Source organism: Streptomyces sp. NPDC048370 (assembly GCF_043200825.1).
In the GTDB taxonomy this organism is placed as follows: Bacteria; Actinomycetota; Actinomycetes; order Streptomycetales; family Streptomycetaceae; genus Streptomyces.
The window spans coordinates 652,866-676,718 of sequence record NZ_JBICYI010000001.1 but is presented as its reverse complement, the minus strand read 5'-3'; the positions used below and the strand labels follow the sequence as shown (position 1 = coordinate 676,718).

General features: G+C 68.0%; 21 protein-coding genes and 1 tRNA gene. 15 read left to right on the top strand and 7 right to left on the bottom strand.

Annotation, left to right across the window (positions count from 1 at the left end; genetic code table 11):
• The first annotated feature begins 371 nt into the window (after positions 1-371).
• Genes ACGFYP_RS02875 through ACGFYP_RS02855 form a run of 5 tightly spaced genes read left to right on the top strand, consistent with a single transcriptional unit; the run spans position 372 to position 4,226 of the window.
• Complete coding sequence (locus tag ACGFYP_RS02875; protein WP_393485647.1) at positions 372-2,246, top strand: sensor histidine kinase; 1,875 nt, start codon at positions 372-374, stop codon at positions 2,244-2,246.
• A gap of 7 nt (positions 2,247-2,253) precedes the next feature.
• Positions 2,254-2,688, top strand: coding sequence for a roadblock/LC7 domain-containing protein (locus ACGFYP_RS02870; protein ID WP_215071982.1), 435 nt, complete (start codon positions 2,254-2,256; stop codon positions 2,686-2,688).
• Between the two features lie 2 nt (positions 2,689-2,690).
• On the top strand, positions 2,691-3,062 hold the full coding sequence (locus tag ACGFYP_RS02865) for a DUF742 domain-containing protein (protein WP_361965946.1): 372 nt from the start codon (positions 2,691-2,693) through the stop codon (positions 3,060-3,062).
• Positions 3,040-3,663, top strand: coding sequence for an ATP/GTP-binding protein (locus ACGFYP_RS02860; protein ID WP_393485643.1), 624 nt, complete (start codon positions 3,040-3,042; stop codon positions 3,661-3,663). Before ACGFYP_RS02865 ends, ACGFYP_RS02860 begins: the two co-directional genes overlap by 23 nt.
• Positions 3,660-4,226, top strand: a complete 567-nt coding sequence (locus tag ACGFYP_RS02855) for a GAF domain-containing protein (RefSeq protein ID WP_361965950.1) — start codon at positions 3,660-3,662, stop codon at positions 4,224-4,226. The genes ACGFYP_RS02860 and ACGFYP_RS02855 overlap by 4 nt, the downstream gene beginning before the upstream one ends.
• A gap of 83 nt (positions 4,227-4,309) precedes the next feature.
• Here the strand turns inward: ACGFYP_RS02855 and ACGFYP_RS02850 are convergent, their stop codons facing one another.
• Positions 4,310-5,509 (bottom strand): acyl-CoA dehydrogenase family protein, encoded by a 1,200-nt coding sequence (locus tag ACGFYP_RS02850; protein ID WP_393485640.1) that lies wholly within the window; start codon positions 5,507-5,509, stop codon positions 4,310-4,312.
• A gap of 584 nt (positions 5,510-6,093) precedes the next feature.
• On the opposite strand from ACGFYP_RS02850, the gene ACGFYP_RS02845 reads away from it, so the two are divergent.
• A complete protein-coding gene (locus tag ACGFYP_RS02845) occupies positions 6,094-6,465 on the top strand; it encodes an MmcQ/YjbR family DNA-binding protein (protein WP_361965955.1) in 372 nt (123 codons plus the stop codon).
• 61 nt (positions 6,466-6,526) lie between these two features.
• Here ACGFYP_RS02845 and ACGFYP_RS02840 read toward each other — a convergent pair whose 3' ends face one another.
• A complete protein-coding gene (locus tag ACGFYP_RS02840) occupies positions 6,527-7,420 on the bottom strand; it encodes a transketolase family protein (protein WP_393485637.1) in 894 nt (297 codons plus the stop codon).
• A gap of 43 nt (positions 7,421-7,463) precedes the next feature.
• A complete protein-coding gene (locus ACGFYP_RS02835; protein ID WP_393485635.1) occupies positions 7,464-8,150 on the bottom strand; it encodes a transketolase in 687 nt (228 codons plus the stop codon).
• Between the two features lie 128 nt (positions 8,151-8,278).
• Between ACGFYP_RS02835 and ACGFYP_RS02830 the strand changes: the two genes are divergently transcribed.
• Positions 8,279-8,352, top strand: a tRNA-Pro gene (locus ACGFYP_RS02830).
• 32 nt (positions 8,353-8,384) lie between these two features.
• Here the strand turns inward: ACGFYP_RS02830 and ACGFYP_RS02825 are convergent.
• Entirely contained in the window at positions 8,385-9,785 is a 1,401-nt protein-coding gene (locus tag ACGFYP_RS02825) for a tyrosine-type recombinase/integrase (protein ID WP_393485633.1), read from the bottom strand.
• Positions 9,786-10,340: 555 nt separating this feature from the next.
• Here ACGFYP_RS02825 and ACGFYP_RS02820 point away from each other — a divergent pair.
• The gene (locus ACGFYP_RS02820) at positions 10,341-10,472 is read left to right on the top strand and encodes a hypothetical protein (RefSeq protein ID WP_393485631.1); all 132 of its coding nucleotides are present in this window, start codon (positions 10,341-10,343) and stop codon (positions 10,470-10,472) included.
• Positions 10,473-10,981: 509 nt separating this feature from the next.
• Here the strand turns inward: ACGFYP_RS02820 and ACGFYP_RS02815 are convergent.
• Positions 10,982-11,317, bottom strand: a complete 336-nt coding sequence (locus ACGFYP_RS02815; protein ID WP_393485629.1) for a hypothetical protein — start codon at positions 11,315-11,317, stop codon at positions 10,982-10,984.
• 59 nt (positions 11,318-11,376) lie between these two features.
• Here ACGFYP_RS02815 and ACGFYP_RS02810 point away from each other — a divergent pair, with 59 nt between their 5' ends.
• The 3 genes from ACGFYP_RS02810 (at position 11,377) to ACGFYP_RS02800 (ending at position 12,610) form a co-directional block, all read left to right on the top strand.
• Positions 11,377-11,598, top strand: coding sequence for a hypothetical protein (locus ACGFYP_RS02810; protein ID WP_393485627.1), 222 nt, complete (start codon positions 11,377-11,379; stop codon positions 11,596-11,598).
• A gap of 268 nt (positions 11,599-11,866) precedes the next feature.
• Entirely contained in the window at positions 11,867-12,358 is a 492-nt protein-coding gene (locus ACGFYP_RS02805) for a hypothetical protein (RefSeq protein WP_393485625.1), read from the top strand.
• A 39-nt stretch (positions 12,359-12,397) separates the two neighbouring features.
• Positions 12,398-12,610 (top strand): hypothetical protein, encoded by a 213-nt coding sequence (locus tag ACGFYP_RS02800; protein WP_393485623.1) that lies wholly within the window; start codon positions 12,398-12,400, stop codon positions 12,608-12,610.
• 63 nt (positions 12,611-12,673) lie between these two features.
• Here ACGFYP_RS02800 and ACGFYP_RS02795 read toward each other — a convergent pair whose 3' ends face one another.
• Positions 12,674-17,377, bottom strand: a complete 4,704-nt coding sequence (locus ACGFYP_RS02795; RefSeq protein WP_393485621.1) for a hypothetical protein — start codon at positions 17,375-17,377, stop codon at positions 12,674-12,676.
• Positions 17,378-17,881: 504 nt separating this feature from the next.
• On the opposite strand from ACGFYP_RS02795, the gene ACGFYP_RS02790 reads away from it, so the two are divergent.
• Genes ACGFYP_RS02790 through ACGFYP_RS02775 form a run of 4 tightly spaced genes read left to right on the top strand, consistent with a single transcriptional unit; the run spans position 17,882 to position 21,438 of the window.
• Positions 17,882-18,304 (top strand): hypothetical protein, encoded by a 423-nt coding sequence (locus ACGFYP_RS02790; protein WP_393485619.1) that lies wholly within the window; start codon positions 17,882-17,884, stop codon positions 18,302-18,304.
• A 7-nt stretch (positions 18,305-18,311) separates the two neighbouring features.
• The gene (locus ACGFYP_RS02785) at positions 18,312-20,468 is read left to right on the top strand and encodes a hypothetical protein (RefSeq protein WP_393485617.1); all 2,157 of its coding nucleotides are present in this window, start codon (positions 18,312-18,314) and stop codon (positions 20,466-20,468) included.
• Positions 20,465-21,238: a hypothetical protein gene (locus ACGFYP_RS02780; RefSeq protein ID WP_393485615.1), complete on the top strand. Its 774-nt coding sequence runs from the start codon at positions 20,465-20,467 to the stop codon at positions 21,236-21,238. Before ACGFYP_RS02785 ends, ACGFYP_RS02780 begins: the two co-directional genes overlap by 4 nt.
• Positions 21,239-21,270: 32 nt before the next feature.
• Positions 21,271-21,438 carry a hypothetical protein gene (locus ACGFYP_RS02775; RefSeq protein ID WP_393485613.1) on the top strand — a complete coding sequence of 56 codons (168 nt, stop codon included), beginning with the start codon at positions 21,271-21,273 and terminating at the stop codon, positions 21,436-21,438.
• A gap of 164 nt (positions 21,439-21,602) precedes the next feature.
• Here the strand turns inward: ACGFYP_RS02775 and ACGFYP_RS02770 are convergent, their stop codons facing one another.
• Positions 21,603-23,663: a serine/threonine protein kinase gene (locus ACGFYP_RS02770; protein WP_393485611.1), complete on the bottom strand. Its 2,061-nt coding sequence runs from the start codon at positions 23,661-23,663 to the stop codon at positions 21,603-21,605.
• Positions 23,664-23,853 lie beyond the last annotated feature (190 nt).

The following is a 23,853-nucleotide window of genomic DNA, read 5'->3' as shown; positions in this document are numbered from 1 at the left end:
GAGTCGTCGGGCCGGATGTGAGCCTCCCGTGCGGCGCGGGAGAGAGGCCAATCGCTCCCCTGTGCGAGAGGGCACGGCTCGATTCCGGTCACGGCCGAATTCCACCGAGGGTGGAGGCGTACAGACGCCTCCACCCTCTTCCGTTCCGTGGCTCGACCACCCTCGTCGAGTTCCGGCCATGCCTTCTCGGCCTGTCGTGCGAAGGCTGATAGCAGAGTGGGTCATCTCTACGGGTAAGTTTGCCAACTGCGCACCGCACGTGAACGGTTGACGTCTACAGTGGGTGGTTGGTGATCATCGGTAGTCTCGACAGACCCACGTAAGACACCCCCCGTAGTACGCCGCATCCTGGGCACGTACCAAGGACACTCATGTCTCAACTTCGCGCACCCGCCGGGCGGTCCGAACGCCGTGAGGGCGGGCGGCACGGCCGGTCAGGCGCCCGTTCCGCTTCCGGCGCGGGGGCTCCGAACCCCGCTCAGCACACCGCGCCGCTCCCGACGGAAGCCCGCATACGACCCCAACTCCTGCGTACCTCCGTGCTTCCCGCCGTCGCGGTCGCACTCGGTGGCGCCGCCGCCGTTCTCTTCACCCTCCGCTCCACCGGAGCAAGCCCCACCCCCGGCCTCTGGGCCGCGCTGACGGGCGCCGCGGCCCTCACGGTCGCCTCCGTGACCGCGGCCGCGCTCGGCGCCGACCGGGCGGCCAAGTCCGTCCTCGACCGCTGCAACGCCCTGCGCCGCTCCAGCGCGCGCGGACAGAACGAACTGCGTACGGTCGTCGAACAGTTGCGCAGGGGCGAAGGTGCCCCGGACCGTCCGGTCACCGCGCCGACGGCCCCGTCCGGAGACGAGTTCGACCTGCTCGCACAGGAGTTGAACCGCTCGCACGAGGCCGCCGTGGCCGCCGTGGTGCAGGCCTCCCGGCTCTCCAGCAGCGTGGGCAACGAGCAGAAGGTCGAGGTCTTCGTCAACCTCGCCCGTCGTCTCCAGTCCCTCGTGCACCGCGAGATCCAGCTCCTCGACGAGCTGGAGAACGAGGTCGAGGACCCCGAGCTGCTCAAGGGCCTGTTCCACGTCGACCACCTGGCCACGCGCATCCGCCGCCACGCGGAGAACCTCGCCGTGCTCGGCGGCGCCATCTCCCGCCGCCAGTGGTCGAATCCGGTCACCATGACCGAGGTGCTGCGCTCCTCCATCGCCGAGGTCGAGCAGTACCCGCGCGTGAAGCTGGTACCGCCGATCGACGGTACGCTCCGGGGCCATGCCGTGGCCGACGTCATCCACCTGCTCGCCGAACTCGTCGAGAACGCGACGCTGTTCTCCGCACCGCACACCACGGTGCTGCTGCGCGCCCAGTACGTCACCGCCGGCCTCGCCATCGAGGTCGAGGACCGCGGTCTGGGCATGCCGGTCACCGAGCAGAACAAGATGAACGCGCTGCTCGCGGACCCCGACCAGGTGAACGTGGCCCACCTGCTCCAGGACGGCCGCATCGGACTCTTCGTCGTCTCCGCGCTCGCCCGGCGCCACGGCATCGCGGTACGACTCCAGTCCAACATCTACGGCGGTGTCCAGGCCGTTCTCGTGCTGCCTCAGGGCCTCCTCGGCGCCGACCCCGAGGGGCTCGCGCGGAGCGAGAGCCAGACGGCCCAGATCCAGCAGGTCCCGCAGGCCCAGCAGGTCCAGCAGACGCCGCAGGCGCCTCAGGTCCAGCAGGCGCCGCAGGGGCAGCAGCAGCTGCCTCAGCCGATGCCTCAGCGGGTGCCTCCGGCCGCCCCCTCCCCCCACGGGGTGCCCACCGCCCCGGCCCCGACCGCCGCGCCCGTACACGCGCCCGCGCACCACCCCGTACAGCCGCCGCAGCGCACTCCCGTACAGGCGCCCGCGCCGGCGCACGGACCGGCTCCCGAGCCCGTGCGGGCCTCGGCCCACGGGCCGGAGCACGCGCAGGCCGACCCCCAGCACCGGCCGCTGACGTACACCACCTCCGCCCCGGCGATCCCCTTCCAGCAGACGGAGACCGTCGAGCGAGCCCAGCCCCCGGGGCGCCCGCTGCTCCCCAAGCGGCGCGCCCAGGAGCACCTCGTCCCGCAGCTGCGCGACGAGCCGGTGGCCCGCAGGCCCGAGGAGCACGCACTGCACGACCCGGGTCTGATGGCCGCGTTCCAGCGCGGCATCGGACTCGCCGAATCCCAGCCGTCCCCCCAAGAACCGCTGCGTCCCGGTGACGCGCGCAAGGAGTAGATGCACCATGGCGAGCAATGTGCCGAACGGCCATTCCTCGGATCTCGACTGGCTGCTGAGCGGTCTGGTCCAGCGGGTCCCGTACACCCGGAACGCGGTACTGCTCTCCTCCGACGGCCTGGTCAAGTCGGTCCACGGCCTCGACACGGACGCCGCCGACCACATGGCCGCGCTGGCCTCCGGGCTGTACTCGCTCGGCCGCAGCGCCGGCGCGCGGTTCGGCGACGGCGGCGAGGTGCGGCAGGTGGTCGTCGAGCTGGACTCCACGCTGCTCTTCGTCTCCACCGCCGGATCCGGCACGTGTCTGGCGGTCCTCGCCGGGCGTGAGGCCGACGCCGCCGTCCTCGGGTACGAGATGGCGATGCTGGTCAAGAGCGTGCGGCCGTACCTCGTCACTCCCGCCAGACAGGCGGCGGGCGCAGCGGGCAGCACGGGACAGTGAGCGTGGTGTCCCCCCAGGAGGGGCCCTGGCTCGACGACGCGGCGGGCCGGCTGATCCGTCCGTACACCGTCAGTGGTGGCCGGACCCAGCCGACCACCGCGCTGGACCTCCTCTCCATGGTGATGGCCACCGGCTCCTCCCCGCAGCCACATATGGGTCCCGAACACAGCCTGGCTCTCGGGCTGTGCGACGGACCCACCTCGGTGGCGGAGATCGCGGCGCACTTACGGTTACCGGCCGTCGTCACCAAGGTCCTGCTCTCCGATCTCGTGGACTGCGGGGCGCTGACCGCCCGCGCGCCCCGCTTCCACGCCAATCCAACCGACCGTTCCTTGCTGGAGGCAGTGCTCGATGGCCTACGACAACGGCTCTGAGCGCCACGAGAGTGTCGCGGCCGACCCGTTCCCCACCGCGCTCAAGATCCTGGTGGCCGGCGGCTTCGGCGTGGGCAAGACGACCTTCGTGGGCGCGGTCAGCGAGATCGAACCGCTGAGTACGGAAGAGCTGCTGACCCAGGTCAGCGCGGCCACCGACAGCCTGGAGGGCGTGGAGTCCAAGACCACGACCACGGTCGCGATGGACTTCGGGCGCATCACTCTCGACGACAGGAACGTGCTGTACCTGTTCGGCACCCCCGGCCAGGAACGATTCTGGTTCATGTGGGACGAGCTCTCCGAGGGCGCTCTCGGAGCGGTCGTCCTCGCGGACACCCGCCGCCTCCAGGAGTGCTTCTCCGCTGTCGACTTCTTCGAGCGGCGGGGCATCGGATTCGTGATCGCGGTCAACGAGTTCGACGGCGCCTACCGCTACGAGCCCGACGAGGTCAGGGCCGCGCTCGACCTCAAGCCCGAGGTGCCGGTGGTGCTCTGCGACGCGCGGATCTCCAGCGCGGGCATCCGGACCCTCCTCACCCTCGTCCAGCATCTGCTCACCACCATCCCGGCCCCCGTGCCGAGCTACGGAGCACCGTCATGACCTACGACCCGACCGGGCATCTGCTGCTGACCCCCGTCGACCAGGAGGCGCCCGCCCGTGTGCGGCGGCTGCGGGAACTGGGTATCGGGGAGCGGCCGGAGGTCGCGTTCGACGAGTTCGCCCACCGGCTGGCGGAGGTGACCGGCGCCCCGTTCTCGATGGTCAACTTCATCGACGAGAACCGGCAGTTCTTCGCCGGGCTGCACACCCCGACGGGCACGCACACCGGCAGCGACCTCAACGCGGCGGCCGGCGGGAACGTGGGCCGGTACATGGACCGTGACCACGGCTACTGCCCGCACGTGGTGGTGCGCCGTAAGGCGCTCGTCCTGGAGGACGTCTGCGACTACCCGCGGTTCGCGGGGAACCCGGTCGTGGACGAGATCGGCATCCGGTCGTACATGGGCGCGCCGCTGATCGACCGTACGGGCATAGCGCTGGGGACGATCTGCGTGGTCGACACGGACGTACGACCGTGGGGCCGGGCCGGTCTGGAGACCATCAAGTCGCTCGCGGCGGAGCTGGTGGAGCAGATCCACCGGCGGGAGGAAGGGCTGATCTGACCCCGTGCGCCCGCGTGAACGGGTGGCGCCCCGGGACGGCTTTCACAAGAGCCGTGCCGGGGCGCTTCTGTGTCTGTGGTCGGTCATGCGTGGACCGGCTCCAGCCTGAGCAGGTCCGAGAGCTTCTCGGACCAACTGCCCTTGTCCTGGCCGAGAGCCACCTCTGCCAGCCGCAGCAGCTGGATGTCGGAGGTGCCGGCCGGGGCGAACATGTGGTGCGCGTCGCGGAGATAGCGTTCGATCGGCCGGTCGGTGAAGAGCCCGGCGGCCGCGTGGATCTCCATGGCGTTGCGACCGGAGTCGATCGTCGACTCCACGTTCACCAGCTTCGCGTTCATCAACTCGGTGTCGCAGGACATCCCTTGGTCGAGCAGATGGACGGCGTGGTACGCGGCGAGTCTGGCCGTCATCAGCCGCGACTGCATCTGACCGAGCTTCAGCTTCACGGTGGGCAGCTGGTGCAGCGGGTTGCCGTAGCGATGACGCTCCGCGCAGAACCGGGTGGTCTCGTCGAGGATCGCCTGGTGGATGCCGAGCGAGACGGCGGTGAGGTTGGCCCGGCCGTACAGCACGCTGGAGGAGTACGCGACGGACAGACCGTCGCCCTCGTCGCCGAGCCGGTTGGCGGCCGGTACACGGCAGTTCTCGAAGACGAGTTCACCGAAGCTGAAGCCGTGCAGGCCCATGGCTTGCTGCTGGGGACCGGTCCTGAACCCGGGGCGATCGGATTCGACCAGGAAGGCCGTCAGACCCTTCGATCCCGGACCGGTCCTGACCACGACACCGTGGAGATCGCCTACGTGGCTGTTGCCCACGAACACCTTGCTGCCGTTGAGGATGTAGTCGTCTCCGTCGCGGACCGCGCTCGCGGTCATCCCGAGGACATGGCCGCCCGACTCGGGCTCGGTGACCGCGATGGTCGGCAGGCACTCGCCGGCGGCGATGGCCGGAAGCCAGGTCTTGCGCTGCTCGTCGCTGCCGAAATGGACGATCTTCGCGGTGCCGAGCTGGGAGGCCTGCACCATGGCGCCCATCGCGCCGCTGACGCGGGAGAGCTCCTCGATGATGATGGTCTTGGCCAGGTGACCGGCGCCCATTCCGCCGAATTCCTGACCGATGGTGGCGCCCAGCCAGCCCTGCTCGCAGATCAGCCGGGACAGTTCATGGTGCACGGACCGGGACGTCTCCATCTCGGCTATGCGTGGCCGAACCTCACGCTCTGCGAAGTCCCTTACCGTTGCTCGGAGTTGATGATGAAGTCGACTGCTGAAGTAGCTGTCCACGCGAGTCCCTCCCCTGCGAATCGCCCGCTCGATAGAATGTTCGAGCAGGTCATGCATCGGCAGTGGCCCCGTCCCGAACAGGCCGACACTTCATGGTGTTGATCTTTCTGGTGAGGGGCAATATCGCCACCGAGTTTGTCTGAAACCGGAGTGGTTGACGCCGGCAACTGACTGTGTTTCGGGTGGAGTTGACCTGTTCGAGCGGGTCCCCAGGGCATTCCCCGTGGGCATCTTTCTGCCACATGCCAAGGGCAAACTGTTCGAGGGCATATGGCGATGAGAGGGGCAGGGTCGCCCCATAGGCCACCTGTTCACCAAAGGGGCGGTATCTCGGAAGAGTCCCGGAGTGCGGACATGGCCGGAACGGTGGGGCCGGGCCCCCGCGAATCCTTCGATCGAGGGGTGGCGGACGGCGTACGGGTGCGTGCGGCGGCGCCGGGGCGCGTCACGGGGAGTGAGGGGGGCGCGCTCCGGCGCGTACGCGGACGGGTACGCCGGACGCGGATGGGGCGGGCGTGTGGCCGAGAGTATGGCCCGGTGCGTGGGCGGGTGTCGGTGTCAGTGGGGCGTCGTACGGTCGATGTATGGCCACTGCCGACGATGTACGCCGTATCGCACTCTCACTGCCCGCGGCGGTCGAGAAGCTCGCCTGGGGCATGCCCACCTTCCGGGCGGGCCAGGGCGGCAAGATCTTCGCCTCGCTGGACGACGACGACCGGGCGATCGGGGTCAAATGCCCCAAGGAGGAGCGCACGGAACTCCTCGCCGCCGAGCCCGCCAAGTTCTTCATCCGCGAGGGCCACGACGACAACTACGCCTGGATACGTGTCCGGATCGACGCCCTTGACGACGAGGACGAGCTCCGCGCGATCCTGGCCGACTCCTGGCGCCAGGCGGCCCCGCGCCGCCTCCTCGCGCAGTATCCGGAGGTGGGCGTCGATCCGGAGCGCGGCTGAGCCGACGCGGCGCGCCCGCTCGCGCGCGCCCGCGTCGGCTCGGCGGCCGCTCGCGGCCCGGTCAGAGGTCGAGGAAGGCCGAAATCCGCTCGCGCAGCCCGGCCGGGTCGAGGCCCTGCCCTGCCAGGTGCTCGTCGAGCGTGCCGTACCTGCGCAGCTCCCGGCGGGCGACACCGAGCCCGAGGACCCGGTGGGGGAGCGCGGCCAGGGCGTCGTTGGCGGCGGCGGTCGACGTACCGGCGAGGTAGGGCTCGACCAGGACGACGTCGGGGCGCGCCGCGTCGACCGCACGGCGCAGGCCAGAGGCGTCGAAGGGGCGGACGGTGGTGGCGTAGAGGACGGTCACGTCCAGGCCCTCGGTCGCGGCGAGGACGTTGTCCAGCATGGGCCCGACGGCGACGACCACACCGGCGCCGCCCTCGCGGACGGTGCTGAAGCCGGGGGAGACGGGGCGGGCGGCGGCGTTGGACTGGACGGAGAGCCGGACGTAGACGAGGCCGTCGCCCGCCACGGCCTGCCGCACCAGGGTCTCCGCCTCGTCCGGGTGGCCGGGGACGTGGATCGTCCAGCCGTCGAGCGTGTCGAGCAGGGCCACGTCGCCCGGCGCCATATGGGTCAGGCCGCCGGCCGGCCAGTCGTAGGAGGCGCCCGCGCTGACCAGCACGCCGCCCACGCCCTGGTGGCCGAAGTCCAGCTTGACCTGCTCGAAGGGCCGCTCGACCAGGAAGCTCGCGAAGGTGTGCAGCACCGGCCGCATCCCGGTGAGCGCGAGCCCGCCGCCCGCGCCGATCAGCAGCTGCTCCCGGATGCCGACGTTGATCACCCGATCCGGATGGCGCCGCTCGGCCTCGCTGAACCCGTCCCTGCTGATCTCGGCGAGAACGAGCGCGAGGCGCGGGTCCTCGTCGAGCAGCCGGCTGGTGGTGGCGATGAAGCGGTCACGCATCGTGTCCATGGGGGAAGCTCCTTGTTACGCGTCTCGGGAGGGAGGGGGCTGATCAGGCGTTCTTGGGCTCGACGCGGGCGACAACGGCGTGCGGTCGCCCAGGGTGGGGTGCGGTGAAGGCGGCGTACAGCGCCTCGTGGTCCCGCCCGTCGACGGTCTCGGCGGACCAGCCGGCGGCCTCGAACCGCGAGGCGATCCCGCCGGGCCAGCCGTGGGTCGCGGAGCCGTTGTCGATCACCAGCGTGTGCAGCCGCTCCAGGCCGGCGGGCCCGGCGTAGGCGATGGCCTCGTGGTTGCTGCCCTCGTCCAGCTCGGCGTCCCCGATGAGCACCCACACCCGCGCCTCGGTGATCCCCCGCGCCCGCAACCCGAGCGCGCTCCCCACGGCCAGCGGCAGCCCGTGCCCCAGCGACCCGCTGCCGATCTCGGCGCCCGGCACCAGGGTCCGGTCGGGGTGGTGCCCGAGGGGCGAGTCGTACGAGCCGAAGCCCGGGAGCAGCTCCTCCGGGAAGAAGCCCTTGGCGGCGAGGACGGCGTAGTACGCCATGGGCCCGTGCCCCTTGGAGAGCAGGAACCGGTCCCGATCCTCCCTCTCCACGGTCTCGGGCGACACGCGCAGCACCCGGTCGTAGAGCACCCAGAGCGCGTCGAGGGTGGAGGTGGCGGCGGGCGAATGCTTCTCGTCACCGGTCATGAGGCCCATGAGGCCGTGGAGCCGGTCGATGTCCGTGTTCGTCATGCCACCCACCGTGCAACCTCAAGCGAAGTTGAGGTCAACCACGTAAAGCGGTTCGTGACCACCCAAGGAAGTGCGGTATTGTTCTCATGCGCGTTCAGCCGGGGGGAAACCCCAGGTCAGACGGGCACCGGGACGTGGCGCAGCTTGGTAGCGCACTTGACTGGGGGTCAAGGGGTCGCAGGTTCAAATCCTGTCGTCCCGACTGTGCGGAAACGCAGGTCGGAGGCCGTTCTCTCATTCGTGGGAGGGCGGCCTTTCGTGCGTTCGGGGGCGTGGTGGTCGCAGTGTGGTCGCACGCCGGTGCCTGGGCTGGTTCGCCAGGGGGCTGGCGGCGGGTGGTGTGGGCGAGCGGAGCTGGTGGAGGGCTTCGCGGAGGCGGTTGATGTGGTCGCGCGGTGGTCGCAGCCATGCGGGCTGGCCCGTACGGTCGGCCTTCTGCTGGGCGCCGCTGAGGACGTGGTCGATGGTGTCGACGGCCTGGTGCGCGGCTTGTTGGGTGAGGTGGCTGTAGAGGTTCGCGGTGGTCGACAGGGTGGAGTGCCGCAGTGTCTTGGAGACCACGGTGAGGGGGACGCCGGCGGTGATGGTGATGGTGGCGGCGAGGTGGCGTAGGTCGTGGACGGTGACTCGGGGGACGCCGGCTTCCTCGGACAGCTGGTGGAGGCGGTCGAGCACCGAGTGCGGGCCGAGCGGGCGGCCGTCGGGTCGGCAGAAGACCAGCCCCGCGAACGGGTCGTTGGGGTCGCCGGGGGCCCAGGCTGCCGAGCCAGCGCGGCGGCGGAGGGCTGTGGCGACGCGGGGTGAGATAGCGACCCAGCCTCTGCTCGACCGGGTCTTCGGTGTCGTGATGACCAGGCGGTTGTTGTCGACGGCGGAGAGCGTGCAGCGGATGTAGAGCACGCCCTCGCCCAGGTGGACGTCGTCCCAGTGCAGGCCGAGGGCCTCGCCCTTGCGCATGCCGGTGCCGATGAGGACCTCGAACAGATCGGCCATCTCCGGGTCGGCCTGGTGGCAGTAGGCAAGGAAGCGGGCCGCCTCCTCCGCTGTCCAGATCCGCCGCTCCGGCGACGGCGGCCGGTGCAGGACCGGGGGAGAGGCCGGGTTGTGCGGGAGGCGGTGCTGGCGGACGGCGTCGCCGAGCGCGCTGGAGAGGGTGGCCAGGCACCGGTAGAGAGTGGTGCGGCCGCGGCCGGCGGCGAGCTGGCCGGTGACGAAGGCCGAGATGTGCCGGTGGTCGAGCTGGTCGAGCTTGAGGGTCCCGAACGCGGGGACGAGATCGTTGCGGACGTAGTCCCGGTAGCGGGCCATCGTGGTCGGCTTCAATACGAGCGCCTTCGCCGTCAGCCATGTGTCCAGGTAGGCGGCGACGGTCTGGTTCGGGTCCGCGTCGAATCCACCGGCCTCACCCTCAAGGAACCGGCGCAAGGCTTCTTCGGCCGCATCCTGGGTGGTGAAGCCGCCCCGGCGCACCGTCGTCCGACGGTGGCCCGGGGCGGGGACATCGACGGCGAAGCCCCAGGTCCCGTGGGTGCTGTCGGTGACCAGATGGGGGCAGCGGGCACCTATCTGGTGACGGTGGGTGTCCCTGCAGCCACAGCGACGGTAGATACGGCCTCGGCCGGCGCTGGTACGCATGGCGATCGCCTCCACGAGGCGGGAAAGGTCCGACACCCTCAGCGTGCGACCACAGGCGACCACCACGCCCGTCAGAGGGGCCGTGACCAGCGGATTTCCCTTGTCTGCGCGTCCAAGGGACCCGCAGACGCTCAGTAGATTCCTCGTCTGCTGGTGGTAAATCTGAGCCAAGCGGTTGACCAGCAGGATGCTGGCCTTGTGGGGGGGGGGCTCTGGTCCGGGAATGGTCCGGATCTCGGCCGCGCCGGTGCCGCGAGGTTTCATTCCCCAGCGCTCACCCTCGTCGAATTCGGATGGGACTCCCGCACGATCGCCGTGCCACGCGGCGGCAGCATCCTGCGCCTGGTCGAGCAGATCGGCTAGATCGACGGCACCGACATTCCTTCGGCCGTCTGGAAGCACTGCGCAGGCATGACCGCGTCGCCATCGTCACCGATGAGCAGACCCGCCCTGGTTGGCTCCCGTCCAACGCGGGAGTTGCCGCGGCGGCATGCCCGAGACCCGGATCGACGACCTCGTCCCGCAGACCGTGCCCGTGCATACCGCGAGGCCACGATGACGTCCGGCAGCGGCAACCGGCACGCTCTCGGCAGCCTCACCTACGCGGCGTTCCGCATGATCCCGCTCCTCGACGCCGGACGCGACGCCACCCGGCCCTGGGAAGAGCAGCACCAGATCAAGCGCTGAGCGCACTGAGGCCGTCATGCGGCACCGTGCTCCTCATGGAATCCGTGACCCTCATGGCCGCAGTCGGCCGAAGCGCAACTAGCGCTGGTGCCAAGCGGCTGCTCAGCAACTACCGATCCTCCGGGGTCTCCAGGGCGGGAAGTCCCGAGGATCAGAGCAAGGCATAGCGCGCGTTCCTCGACGCTGCGTCCCGTCTCACCAGCGCTTCACTCCGCGTGCACTTCATGATGTACGAGAAGGAAGAGCCCGGGAGCGACGAGGTGCGGAGAACCGCCGACTCGATGCTCTTGGACCTCCATGTGCGCCTTCAGGCGGGACAGGATGACTTCAGCTCCGCCCTGCTTGGCAGGAGGTGGTAGAGGTGGCCAGGGGGCGAGAGGGAAGTTCCTGGAGGCGGCTCGGCACGACCTCGCGCACAGCCCTAGTTGGTGGCAGTTCGCGCGCCGCTACAAGGAACGTCAGTTCAGGAAGCGTACCGAGGTACGGAGGTAGCACGGTGGTAGCGCCGGTCACGTCGGCAATGCCGTTCGTGCCGACCGAAGAGCCTTGCGCCGCCTTCGATTGGTCCCGCGAATTGACCAACAGCTCGGCTGGTAGGCTTGCCACCACTGCGGCAGGTACCAGAGGTCATCCCTGACCGTGTCCACGAATGCCCGGTGAGCCTCGCCGACTTGATCGGCTGTCTTCCAGAACTCACCCTCGTCGCCAGAGACTAGGTCGAACATGCCGTTGACTGCGGTGAGCACAGCGTCGGCTGCCTCGAGAGGCTTCGGGTTCGCGACGACTCGCAGGTCCATGTACGTCTGGAGTGTCTCGGTCAGCAACCGGTGAAGGGGCTCCACCATCCCCTGCGCCTTCCTGGGGCTGATCCAGGCGGGTATACGACCTTCACGAGCAGCCGCTGATGTTGAGCTTCGACCATCGCGGCTACGGTCGCCTGCTGGAAGCGGGCGTAGACCTGGCGCCGTTCTTCCCGGCCCCCGAGCTTGGTCCCTGTCTGCGACATCAGCTGCTTGGTGACGGCGCCTACCAGGGCGCGCGATGCTGCGGAGGCGGCGGCTCCGACTGGTTCGACCATGCCCGCATCCAACACCAGTTCGTCCACAGGACGCAGCAGAATCGATGATCCATCTGTGGAGCCAGCAGGGGGTATGCCGACTGTCAGTGCCGTAGGGCATGCTGCCTGCTGTCACACTACGTTCAGAGGAGTGCAACGTGACCATGGCCAACACCCAGCCTCAGGGCGGCGGAGGCGGACAGAGTGGAGCCGGCGGTCCGAGCGGGAGCGGCGCAGGAGGAACCTCTGACACGACCCGGGACTACCCGAGGAAGCTGACACTGAAGAGCCTCACGGCCGGCGCGAATCCGCGCAAGAAGCCGAAAAGTGGCGGCGCGTGACTGCCGGGAGGGTCGCGGCGGAATTCATCTCTCAGCAGCTGACGTATGTCCGGGCGCGCCGCGACAACGTCGAGGCGCGGGCGGTTTCGCTCATTACCACGTCGGGTGCTGTGGCCAGTATCGGACTCGCTTTCTTGGGAATCCTGGCGCCGGGACGAAAGCTGTCGACTGCTCAGCTCGCCAGCGCATCCTGCGCGCTCACGGCCTTCATCTTCGCCTGCATCTGCGGACTCTTGGTGGTCAAGCCGCGGACCGCACCCGACGTCATCGAACCGAGCGATCTCCGAGTGATCATCGCTGAGGAACACTGGGAAGCCCCCGAGGGACAGGCTCAGCGCGTCATTGCGGACGCGCAGGTGGACGTATTCGAGGAGACGACCAAAGCGATCAACGAAAAGGGGACGTGGTTGCGCCGCGGATTCATAATGGAGGTGGCTGGGATTGCGCTCTTGGGCATTACAGTCCTTCTGACAATCCGCAACCGGTGATGCCCTGCTGCGAGATCCGCGATCCGACACAATGAGGCTGTGATCAAGGAATTCGGTAAAGACGGTCACCCGCTGGTCACGACCGCGATGGCCGCCTACTCGCTCGGCATGAAGCCCGACTCGTTCCGCTCCTGGGCGCGCCGCCACGGCATGACCGCCGCCGACTACCCCCGTGCTGTCGAGAGCACAGGCAGGCCACCGCCCTCTGGGGTCTCGCCGACCTGCGAAGATCTGCCACGCATCATCGGCTGAATGGCGCAGGTAGTGCCCACGGGGACCCGCCGTCCGGCTGGCCCTGAGGGTTCGTGAGTTGATTCAGCGAAACGCTTGTTCGATGCCGAAGACGAGTTGGTGGGCTTGGGGCCATCCGGCCTCGATAAAGAAGTCGCAGATTTCGCGTAGGGCAGTCAGGTTTTCAGGGATCCTAAGGATGTCTCGGTGGTCGGCGAGGATGCGTTCCGCGAACTTGACGCAGGTACTGACGGCGAGAGTGTCTGCCGTGTAGCCGCTTTGTGTTCCTGTCGTGGTGAGGATGCCTCGTACGCCGATGAGGCCCTGCTGCGGGCGTTGGTCCAGAACATGCTCGTAGATCTGGACGAGGTGGTGGGTGACCTTCGCGTTAGGGACCGCCATGAGCAGGTGCATCAGTGGCGTGGCTTCGTCGACGAGTTTGACCTGTTCCTCTGTGGGCTGGCCATCACCGGAGTCACCTGGCTTGGTGGCCACGTAGATCTGGAGGGCGATCGTGTCGGCCAGGAGGAGTTGTGCCCGCAGGTCTTGCTGCTCGGCGTCCGTCAGTGCTTGGGTTCGCTCAAGTAGAGATGTGATCTTGGCCATGGCTGGCTCAGCCAACTGAAAGTACAGGTCCAGTGCTCGTGTCCTGACTGCGGGATCGCTATCGGTGAGCGCCCCGCGCAGGTTATGGATGCACGTCAACCACGGTTCTGCGCCCGGCCACTGTTCTGCCATGTGGGTGACAGCGTTGCCGGCTTCGGGCATGGCGTGGTGGACCCACAGGAGCCCGGCTGTTGTGGCACACGTGGCTGCCGCAGAATTCCGGTTGGCCGTTGGGGCGATGCGTGCCGTTACGCGGGCGAGCAACTCCATTCCGCGGCCCCAGTCGCCCATGGAGCGGCAAGCCGCATCGACTGTCGCGCCGAGTACGGCCTCGTCGTCCTGGTCGGCCAAGCGGTTTAGGAGCTCCCAGGCGAGGGTTGGGTCAGTGTGGTGGAGATAGCTGGCCGCCCGGGCGACGGTGAGTCTGATCCAACCAACGGGATCTGCGGCGAGTTCTTGAAGGGCTGATGTGAGCTGGGGGCCGTACTGCTCTGGCAGGCGGCTGAGCTGGAGCAGGCCGCGTGCGGCGTCGCCGCGGGGGCCTCGGGGGATGAGGGTGTCGAAGTGGGCGTTTTCCGTGCTGGGTTCGGGTCGTCGATGTACAGCGAAGGCCAGCAGCATGTCCTGGGCCTGCGTCAGCATGTCGCCCGGGGTTTGTGCGTTGCGTGTCCAGATTTCCGCGGCTTGCGCCAGGAGGTCTTCCGATTCGTCGCGGACAGTGTCTGGGAGATCACCGAGCATGCCCCACAGCTCGGTGGCTTCGGGGAGACTGGACGTGAGCTCTGATACCTCAGGCACGCCGTTGAGATGGCGGTCGGTGAACTCGCGTAGCACCGTGATGAGGCCTCGGGCAGCCACGGTTGAGGGGGCCTCGTCTGCGCTGGACCCCGAGGAAATCGGCTCCCATGGGCTTGGGTCTGTGGCAACCCAGCTATCCCAGTCACCCTGCTCGAGTGACCGGTCAGTCGCTGTACCAGGGTGGTTCGTGGACAGGGAGTCAACGAACGCGTGGTAGCGCCGGGCCGCTGTGGCCGCTTCGGGGGCATCTGAGCCGACGTCCGTGGGCTTCAGGGCTTGTACGGCGTCCTTGAGAGCGGCTGACTGCTCCGGATCGAGGTCTGGATGGATTGCTTGGATGAGAGCCGCCGCGGCGCCGAAGAGGTCGGGGACGGTCAGGTGCGTCGCCAAGGTGGCGGGCTGTTCGAAAAGCGCCCTCCGTAGAGCGGCGTTGTCGGCTGCTGCCAGCAGGATGCGCCGCCACACGCTGGCAGCGTGCGGCGCGGACGCTGCGGCTCCGACGATGGCTTGAGGGTGATTCTCATTCGCCCCGGAAGCGTGCCTCTGGAACGTATCGAGTAGTTCCGGAAGATCCCGTCCTGCGGGACTGAACGGGAAGTCCCACCGTCGTGAGTCATCGACGATGATCTCGACAGGGTTGCAGGCGAGTCGAATCGTCACGGTCGGGGCGTCTGGGCGCTCCGTGAGGCTGAGCCTGCTGAGGATCGACAGGGCGACCGTGATGTTCCACCGCAATACGTCCGGGAAGCTTTGGACCAGGCTGTACTTGGACGAGTCGAAGTCCTGTTGTCGGGTGGATTGCAGGGTGAAGACAGCTCCAGAGCCCATACGCGTGGCTTCGGATGACGTCTCCTTGTGGTTCAGAACCGCCACGTACAGGTCCTCGACAATTCCGGGCACCTGATCGATCAGTCGCTCGATGCTGTCCGTCAGGGCGAATAGGTCGTGGTAGCCGCGTTCGGAGAGTTGCTTCGGGTCGATGGCCCGGCGAAGCAGAGTCTCCGTTGCTGCGGGGTCGCTTGCTGCGGTCTGAATGACGGCGGTGATCGCCAGTCGTGCCCCGGACACGGGTGGCTGGCCCCACAGGTACTCCATCAGCCGGCGTGCGGCGAGGCCGCATGCCCGCTGATGCTCGGGCACCAGGGCTTGGTACTGCGGAGCAAGTTTTCGGACCAGGTCTCCCAGAGCCTGGAGGGTCGCCGCGGGATGGTGCGAGAGTCGTTCGGAGATGGCCGCCCATACCCCTGCGCCAGGAAGCGACGGGTCGGCGATTCTGATGGAGACGGCGATGGCCGCTGCCTGCAGGAGGCGCTGCGCCGCGGGGATGGCATTCGACGTGGCTTTGAGCAGGGGCTCGAGGTCCGCAGTACTTCGCGTATTGCGGGCCATGACCTCGGCGGCGGCGGTCATGGCCATTGGGCTCATTCCCGGATCGGCGAGCTTCAGGACCAGCTCACAGAACACTGCCGGCCCCTGGTTCCAGGCCATGTCCAGGTACATGTCGATGCTGGGACGGGCGAACAGGAGGAGATCTGGGTCTTCCTGTAGGCACTCGGGCAGGCCTCCACTGAATGCTTCGAAGTGCACCAGCGCGACCGCGTAGTCGAAGAGCACATGGTGCGCGAACTGCAAGGGTCCCCGACCGGGTCCGCCCGCGATGCTGGGCGCAGAGGTGAGGACTGACCGAGACAGCAGCGATTGGAGGACGGTGGCTGCAGATGCGTCGCCGGACAGGATCTGTTGGGCGGGCACAGCCAAGCGGCGTTCGCGCACCGCGTTTGCGCACAGCTTTGCGAGCAGGGCCTCACGGGCGCTCCCATCCTGGCCCTCGCTGATTCGGCTCTGCCAGTAGCGGCTCAAGAGATCGAGTCGGCTGCCAACGCCAGCGAGCCCGGCAGGAGATACACCGTCATGGAGCAGCTCGGCGGCCAGCCGTAGATTGAACGGGTTCCGAAGAAGGTGCCGCTGGTGGTCGTCGGAGTTGTCGATCAAGTCTCCGAGTTCAGGAAAGATGCTGCTGACCTGTGCGACTTCCTCGTCGTCCAAATCATCCACTTCAGCTGGATCCGCAGGGAAGGCCGTGCGCAGCTGAGGAGAGTGGGACAAGTCCCAGGTGCGGATCGAAGCAACGACCCGCCAGTGCGGCAGCCGACGGCCCACGTCCTTGATGATCGACCTCCAGAGCCCGGACGATGCATCGGTCCGCGCCGCGTCGAGAGCGTCGATGACAAGCAGCCCAACCTCACCTGGGGACCACTGGGCCAGGACATCCAGGAGCGGGTGTCGGAGTCCCAACTCGGACTGCAGGTTTCCAGCGCTGGTCGCTGCAAGGCTGCCCACCTGGAGGAAGAGCACGGGGCGCTGAGCATCACGCGCCGTCGACGCAATCTCGTGGAGGATGACAGTCTTGCCCGCGCCGGGGCCTCCCACAACGAGGAAGGACTCCGCCAAGGACCGTTCGGCCAGCCCCGAGGCCGAACTGCGGCTGATCGATACGGCTCCTTGTGGTGCGGGGACCGTGGTAAGCCCGCTGCTCAGCTGCTCGATGCTTTCGTCGGTGACGTGCGTCAGCCGGACCACGTCCGCCCTGAAGTTCAGCAGTGTTGCGAGAGCTAACCCACTCACGATGAGTGACTCCTGCAGCTGCTCCAATCCCGCTTCTCCGTGATTGATGGCCAACTGCCTGCAGGTGCTGAGCAGGACATTCCATGCGGCGGTTGCCTGCCCGGCCTCGGCGATCACAGATGCGCGAAGCCGGTCGAGAACTCCTACTTCAGCTACGCCGCCCACCTCCACATCGAGAGTCCACACGTAGCATTGCCTCAGGAAGCCTTCCAGCTCAGAAGCAGAAGGCGCTGTGTCGCGCTGCTGTTCCCACTCCCTTGCCGCATGAGCAGTGAACGCCTTGTACGCGGACACCTGTCTTGCGTTGAGCCGGAGAGCGGCGATGTCGGAGCCGACCGGGCTGTTCCTCAGCCGCTGGAGAGCCTGTTCAAGGTCGTTCCTGACTGCCCCGGAAGCCTCTGAAGTTGTCACGAGGACAAGGCGGTCATCATCGTGCTCGGGTAGCAGGTACTGAGCAACGAACTGTCTTACAGTCTTCGCTAGTTCGCTGGTCTTCGTGGTGCCCAAGGTGATTGATCGTTTGGCTTGGAGCGCCAGGGTGATGCCGTCGGTGGTGTGTACCCTGCAGTCGTCGACAGGCTCGCCGGTCTCGCACGCGACCTGCTCGACCGCGCCAGTCCACAGGCCCTGCACCGGTGCTGCGGCCTCGCTGGCGAGGGTGGCGACGGCGAACCATGCAGCGACGCGGTCCTGGAAGTCAAAGCCGCCAGCTCCAGCGCTACCGCCCGCGTCCGAGCGAGCTGACGAGTTCTCGTTCACAGGCCGCTCCTCGATCTGTTTCACCTGGAGCGTCGACTTTATCTCTGCCGCTAGAAGATCTACCCGGTGCCGGCGTCGAAGGCTGGCAGATCGATGGACCCAGCCGTGTGCATCGCCCTGGTCGAGGTTCGTCCAGGAGTGCAAAACGCTGACCATTGGCCACTGCAGGGCAACGAGAGTCCGAATTTGGCCATCCTGCCGATTGCCGCATACCGACCCCGGCTTCGCACAGCACACACCGAGCTGGCTGGATACGTGTCGAACTCCTGACCGGCGGCACTGTTCACAAGCACGGCAGGCAGTTTGGTGCACCACGGAGTGACTTGTTCCGGGCAATGTGCGCGATGTGCTGCGATGTGCCCGGCCCTATCCGTTTCCGTCAAGCTCCCTCATCTCGCTGCTCTGTGTGCATGGGTGATCGCAGACTGTTCTTCTGGCGTGGAACGACGGCGTATGGGACGAGGGGGAATGGTGGCTTCGGAACTGGACGTGATGGCCGTGGCTGTGCCAGCGGCGAGTGCCGTGGCGGCGGAGATGGCCAGGGGCGGCTGGTTGTCGTTGCGCGGAGCCCTGGCCCGGTTCTTCAGACGGGATGGGGAGTCGTCTGTGGAGCGGCAGTTGGAGCTGCTGGATGCGGCGGAGCAGACCCTCGCCGAGGCGGCAGAGGAAGACCGCGACGATCTGCGCATCCGGCTGGAGCAGCGGCTCGTCCTGCAGCTCGGTGCCTATCTGGACCGCTATCCCGACATGGGCGAGGAACTGGCGGTGCTCCTGCCCGCCCCGCAGGACGACGCGCCGTCGGAGGGCGCTCCGGTGTTGACCGCGCAGAGCAACACCAACAGCCAGATCGTGCAGGCGTTGGGCAACCTGGACGCGGGCAGTGGGGGTATCAACTACGGGGTGCCGCCACGCAACCCGAGGGCGTGAACGGGCCGTGACCTCGTCCACCGTGCCGCCCGACAATCGTGTATCCCATGGGGGGATTCACGCGGCCAACAACACCTACTCGACTCTGCTGCAAGCTGGGCGGGACATCAACCTGCACCAGCAGGAGCCTTTGCCCACCGAGCCCGTGCCTCCGGCGGAGATTGACGCGGTCCGCCGTGCCTGGGTCGCCGAGAACGGCGAGGGCAAGGAGATCGCGACCGCCCCGGAAGTGCTGGCGATGCTCGGCCTGGACGAGCGCGTAGTCGTGATCGCCGGCCCGCCCGGGACGGGCAAGACCGCAGCGGGACTGCGCGCCCTGTCTGAGCTGCGGCCCCTCCTGCCCGGCAACAGCGGGCCCAGGCTACGGCTGCGCCTTGAGCACGTATTGCCGGACTGGGAATCGGTTGAGAAAGACAAGTTCTTGCTCCCCGCCGAGCACGGCCGGGGGTACCTGCTTGACGTTTCGGGCGAGAGCGCGCGCTGGGAGAAGCCGGACGTCACGGCCAGGAAGTTCCTCGGGCACGCCGAGAACCTGCGGAAAAGAGGTTCCTACCTTGTCGTGGTGGCGGGTGAGCGCGGCTGGCCCGAAAACGACCCGGTCCTGGGGCGCACCGTCGTTCGCGCCGTCCACGCACCCCCGGGGGACCGGATCGCGCGGCGCCACATTGAGCAGCTTTATCCGTGGGTCGCACGCCGGGGATGGTTGCAGGAAAGCGTCCGGGACGTCGACAGGCGGGGCGAGGAGAGCGACGGTGAGGACCGTCGAGCCCCGCTAGATGATCTTCTTCGCGCCGACATGCATCCGGGCGACGCCGCGGCACTCGCCCGTGAACTCAGCCGCATCGGTGAATCGGGCGGCACGGTCAAGGACGCCCGCGACCTCGTACTGCGCTGGCGTGAACGAGTCAGCACCGTCTTTCGCGAGACACAGGACAGCGCGGATGATCGGGCGTTGCTGCTGGCGGCCATCATGCTTGAAGGACTCAGCCCCGCCGAAGTCCTGGCCGGGGCGCGTCTGCTGCTCAGGGACCAGAAGACGCGCGGCATCCGGGACATTCTCACGGGCCGTGACCTCGTCACCCGGTTGGAGGCGGTCCAGGCGAAGAGTGACGGGCAGCGCGTCTCCTTCAGCCACCTGCCCGGATACCCGGCCGCGGTACTGCGGCACTTCTGGCGCCAGCTCAGCGACATCCAGCCCAGCCTGATCCAGTGGGTCAAGCAGCTCACCGCCCCCAAGGGGCTCGGTGCCGGACGGATCCCGCAGATCGCGGATCTGCTCGCCCAACTCGCCGTCGACGAAAGCGATCTGCGTCCCCTGGACGTCGCCCAGGCATGGGCCACCGCCAGTGACGCCGGGCAGGACGGCGCCTCCCGTCTGCTCGCGCGCGTCGCTAGGGACTCCTCCCTCGGCCCGGAAGCCCGTACGAAACTGCGATCCTGGGCGGGCCAGGAATCCCGGGCCAACGCCACCGTGGCCGCGGTGGTGTGCCAGGGGCCCTTCTCCAAGGAATACCCCCGCCAGGCGCTCACCTGCCTGCGTTGGGTCCTGGGCCGTGGCGAACACGACAGTGCCGTATCCGTGGCCGAAGAGGTCCTGCGCGCCATGGGCTCGGACCTCCGGCTGCTGCCGCGCGTGTGGGACACGGTCAACAAATGGCTGACCGAATATAAGCAGCCGGACGATCGCAACCATCTCGCGGCACGCCGCGCAGTCCTGACTCTGCTCCGTCCTTCCGCCGAGTACCCTGCCGCGACCCTGCTACTGGCCAACGCCCTGGAGCACCCAGACACAGCCGACGAACTGGTGCAGGGATGGTCCGCCGCCCTGTCCGTGCCAACGCTGGAAGCAGGGTGCGAGGAGGTCCTCACCGCCTGGGCCGAAGCCGTTGCCGACGGCGTACTCGACGCTGATGCAGTGGTCGAGGTACTCAACCGCGTCATCCGCGAGCACTGGATGACCGGTCCGCTGTCCACCTTCATCGCTGGACGGGCCGGCACGGGATACACCTCACAGTCGGTCGTCGACCTGCGCGAGCGCCTAATCCTGCGATGGAACGACCCCCGGCCGACGCCGCCCGGCGGCCAGATCCAGACGCCGCTGGGCCCCGCAATTGCCCCCGACGACGATTCCACCCTTCGCGCCGGGACGGAGGACGTGACATGAGGCACGGCTTCAAACGGGCCCGCCGTAAGCGACTCCACCGGGAGATCGGCGCCTTCTCCGCAGTGCTGCGCAGCAGCCGACCCGGCATCCACTACACCGCCACCATCCACGCGACCCTGACACCGGAGCCCTCAGGCCCCTACGACCCGGACGAGATCGCCGACCGTGTCCGCACCGCCCTGCGTACCACGGCGGCAGCTGCAGTACGCGACCAGGACCCGATCAACCTCCCCGCCGCACAGGACGCCTGCGCACGGCAATTGCGCCAACCTCAGGAACTCGGCCTTCCGGACGGTGCCACCGTCACCGCCTCCGTCCAGCTCGAACTCGCGGATGAGGACCGTGCCGCGGTGAAGGAACTGCTCACTGCCATACGCGCCCAGGCGGCCACAGACACCCTCACCAGGCAGCGCGCGGAAGCCCTCGCCCAGGAACTCGCCCACCCGGCAGCCCTCCTGGCCCGATGGCTCCAGCAGCCCGATGCGCAGATCACCCAGCCGCCCGCTGACGCGGAGCTGGAAGCGCTCGCACGACGGCTGCGCGGCTACCCGAAGGACCACGACGAACCCATGGAGCGGCAACTCCTGACCATCCTGCGGGATTTCCTCGCCGAGTTCCCCAAGGAGGAACAGAAGCGACTACTGGTGGTACTCCTGGCCAACGGGATGCGCGCCGCCCGGAAGCCTGGTCATGCCGACCAGGTCGAAGCCCTGCTGAAACCGCCGCCGGCGACCAGTGAGACCAGTCCCACTGCCACGGACGCATCGTGAGCGCCCGGCACACGACGTTGTGGCGTCTCCTTTTGTCCCCGCGAACCAGCTGGCGGGCGTTGCTCCTGATGCGCCGCGCCCGCGCATACGCCTCGCCTCCCCAGCAGCTGTCGTTCGACGCCGCCTGGCGACAGGCCCGGGTCCAGCGCCACCCGGGCGACTCCCACTACCTCCTGCACGGCCACGGAGACCGTGTCTGAACCCGGGCTATACGTTCTGGGCGGGGCTCGACGCTTGCTACACGCCGAATCGGACAGCGCGCACCGCCGCTGCGACAACAACGGACCATCCGCGGACAAGCCGCCCTCGCGGCGTGGGCCCTCATACTTGGTCAGTGCGCCACTGCCCAGGTGGTTGGCGGCACTCACGAAGGGCAGGTACCTGAGCCGATGAACTTGCGCGTGCCGGCGTACGCGTCGTAGACGGCGACTGCCCAGCGGGTGTATTCCCAGCTCTTGTTGCTGTGGAATTCGAGCGTGAGCTTGCGGCAGACAGCCTTCTCGACGGCCCCTGTGAGGTTGGACTGAGAGGCGCGGCTGGTGAAGCGGTTATTGGGGTCGTCGGTCCAGATGTAGGCGGCTTTTTCGACGGGGTCGAAGCCGAGGCTGATGCCGTCGTTGAGCGCGATGGGGTCGTCATTCGTCTCGGTGGTGTTGGTATTCCAGGTGGAGACGATGGCCTTGACCGTGGCATCCGCGACGTGGATCTCCGCCTTGTCGCTGCTGGGTATCTCGGCCGTGGCCATGCCGGACTCGTCTCCGTGCCACTGGCCGGCTGTTTCTGAGATGCAGCCGTCAGTGGCCTCGCCATAGCCGAGGGGTGCCGCATCGAGATCGCCGTCGGACGTCTTCCAGTAGATGGCGAAGCGGCCGTACGGCCAGGTGGCCGGGTCGTTCTTGAGACGGTGAGCGAGGGCGGAGCAGGCCGCCATCTCGCCGGCTCTGCGGAACACCTCCTGGTAGTTCTCGGGCAGCTGCGGCACCGGCCCACCGGTCACCATCACCGTCTGCGCCCGCTGGTTGAACGTGATGGTGGGCTTCATGAAGTCCATGTCCTTGGTAGCCAGCATGGACGTCATTCGGCCCCGAATCGCCTTCTCGGCGTCACGCTCTTCGGGGCTGCCGGCGATGGTGCTCGCACTCCACTCGTCGGAATGTGGTTGCGTTTCGTCGCCGGTTCGCGTGTAGGCGGGATTCGTGACTCCGGCGAGGGGTTCCTTGGGGATCCTGATGGTCCGCGGATCGACCACAGGAGCGGACGGGGTCTCCGCAGGCGTGCCAGCAGCCGTGGTTCCAGAAGCGCTGAGCGGGGCGGATATCTCGGTGGAGGGTGTCGAAGGGGAGGCGTGGCCGGACGTGAGGTCCACATCCGCACGGTCGTCACTGTTGTAGAAGGCGACGATGCCACTCGAGACGGCGGCGATGGCGATTGCGGTGACGGCGGCGGTGATGAGCGCGCGCCTGCGTGTCGGGGGCGTGGGAAGGCTCCAGGTGGGGTCCTCCATGTCGGGGAGGTTCCACGCGGTGGTGAGGCGGTCACTGATCCGCGTCGGCTCAGGTTCGGCGGTCATGCCGAGGACCTGGGTCGTCTGACCGGCGAGGAGTCGCGCGCATCCCTCTGCCGCCGCTTCGGCGTGGATTCGCTCGGCGGGGTTCTTTGCGAGCGCCTTCGTCAGAGGCTCGCGCAGTTCGTCGGGGAGGCCGTCGAGATCGGGTTCTTCGGACATAACGCGGTAGGCGACCACGTCGGGAGCTCCGGTCCCGAAGGGCAGGCGCCCTGTGGCGGCGTAGGCGACGAGGGTGCCCCAGGCGAACATGTCGCCCTCGGGGCCGGCGGTGCCGGTGCGGTAGTGCTCGGGGCTGATCCACCCGGGAGTGCCGGTCATGACACCGGTCCGGGTCACGGAGGTGCCGTCGGCGGCATGGGCGATCCCGAAGTCCAGGACCCGGGGACCGGCCGGGGTGAGGATGACGTTCTGCGGCTTCACGTCGCGGTGGGCGACGCCAGAGGCGTGGATTGCGGCGAGGGCCTGGGCGGTGCCGGTGGCGAAGGCGTACAGGGTTGCGCCGGTGAGCGCCCCCTGGGCGGCGAGATGCTGGTCGAGGGTGTGCCCGGGCGCGTAGGCGGTGGCCAGCCAGGGGGTCTCGGCATCCGGGTCTGCTGCGAGGAGAGGGATGAGGCACGGTCCGTGTACGCGGGCGGAGAGCTGGACTTCTCGGCGGAAGCGGGCCCGGAATTCAGGGTCCTCGGCCTGTGCGGGGTGGATCACTTTCACAGCGACACGGAGGCCGGATGGATCGAGACCGGCGTGGACGGTGCCCATGCCACCCGATCCGAGACGGCCGATGATCCGGTAGGGACCGACCCGCTTCGGGTCACCGGAGCGGGCAGGCTGTACCCGCCCGTCTACGCGAGCGATGCTCACAGGGTGTTCGTTCCTCTTCTGCGATGGAGCGCCATGAGGCTGACACACACCCATGAATGGAGTCCCCAGCCCAGGAACGGGATGCTATCGGCAGACTGCCGTGATGGGCGGGGCAGTTCGCTGCTTCGTTGTCACTCAGAAGGATCGCGGAGGTGCATGAGGCTGAGCCCGGACGTGAGTTGGGGACCAG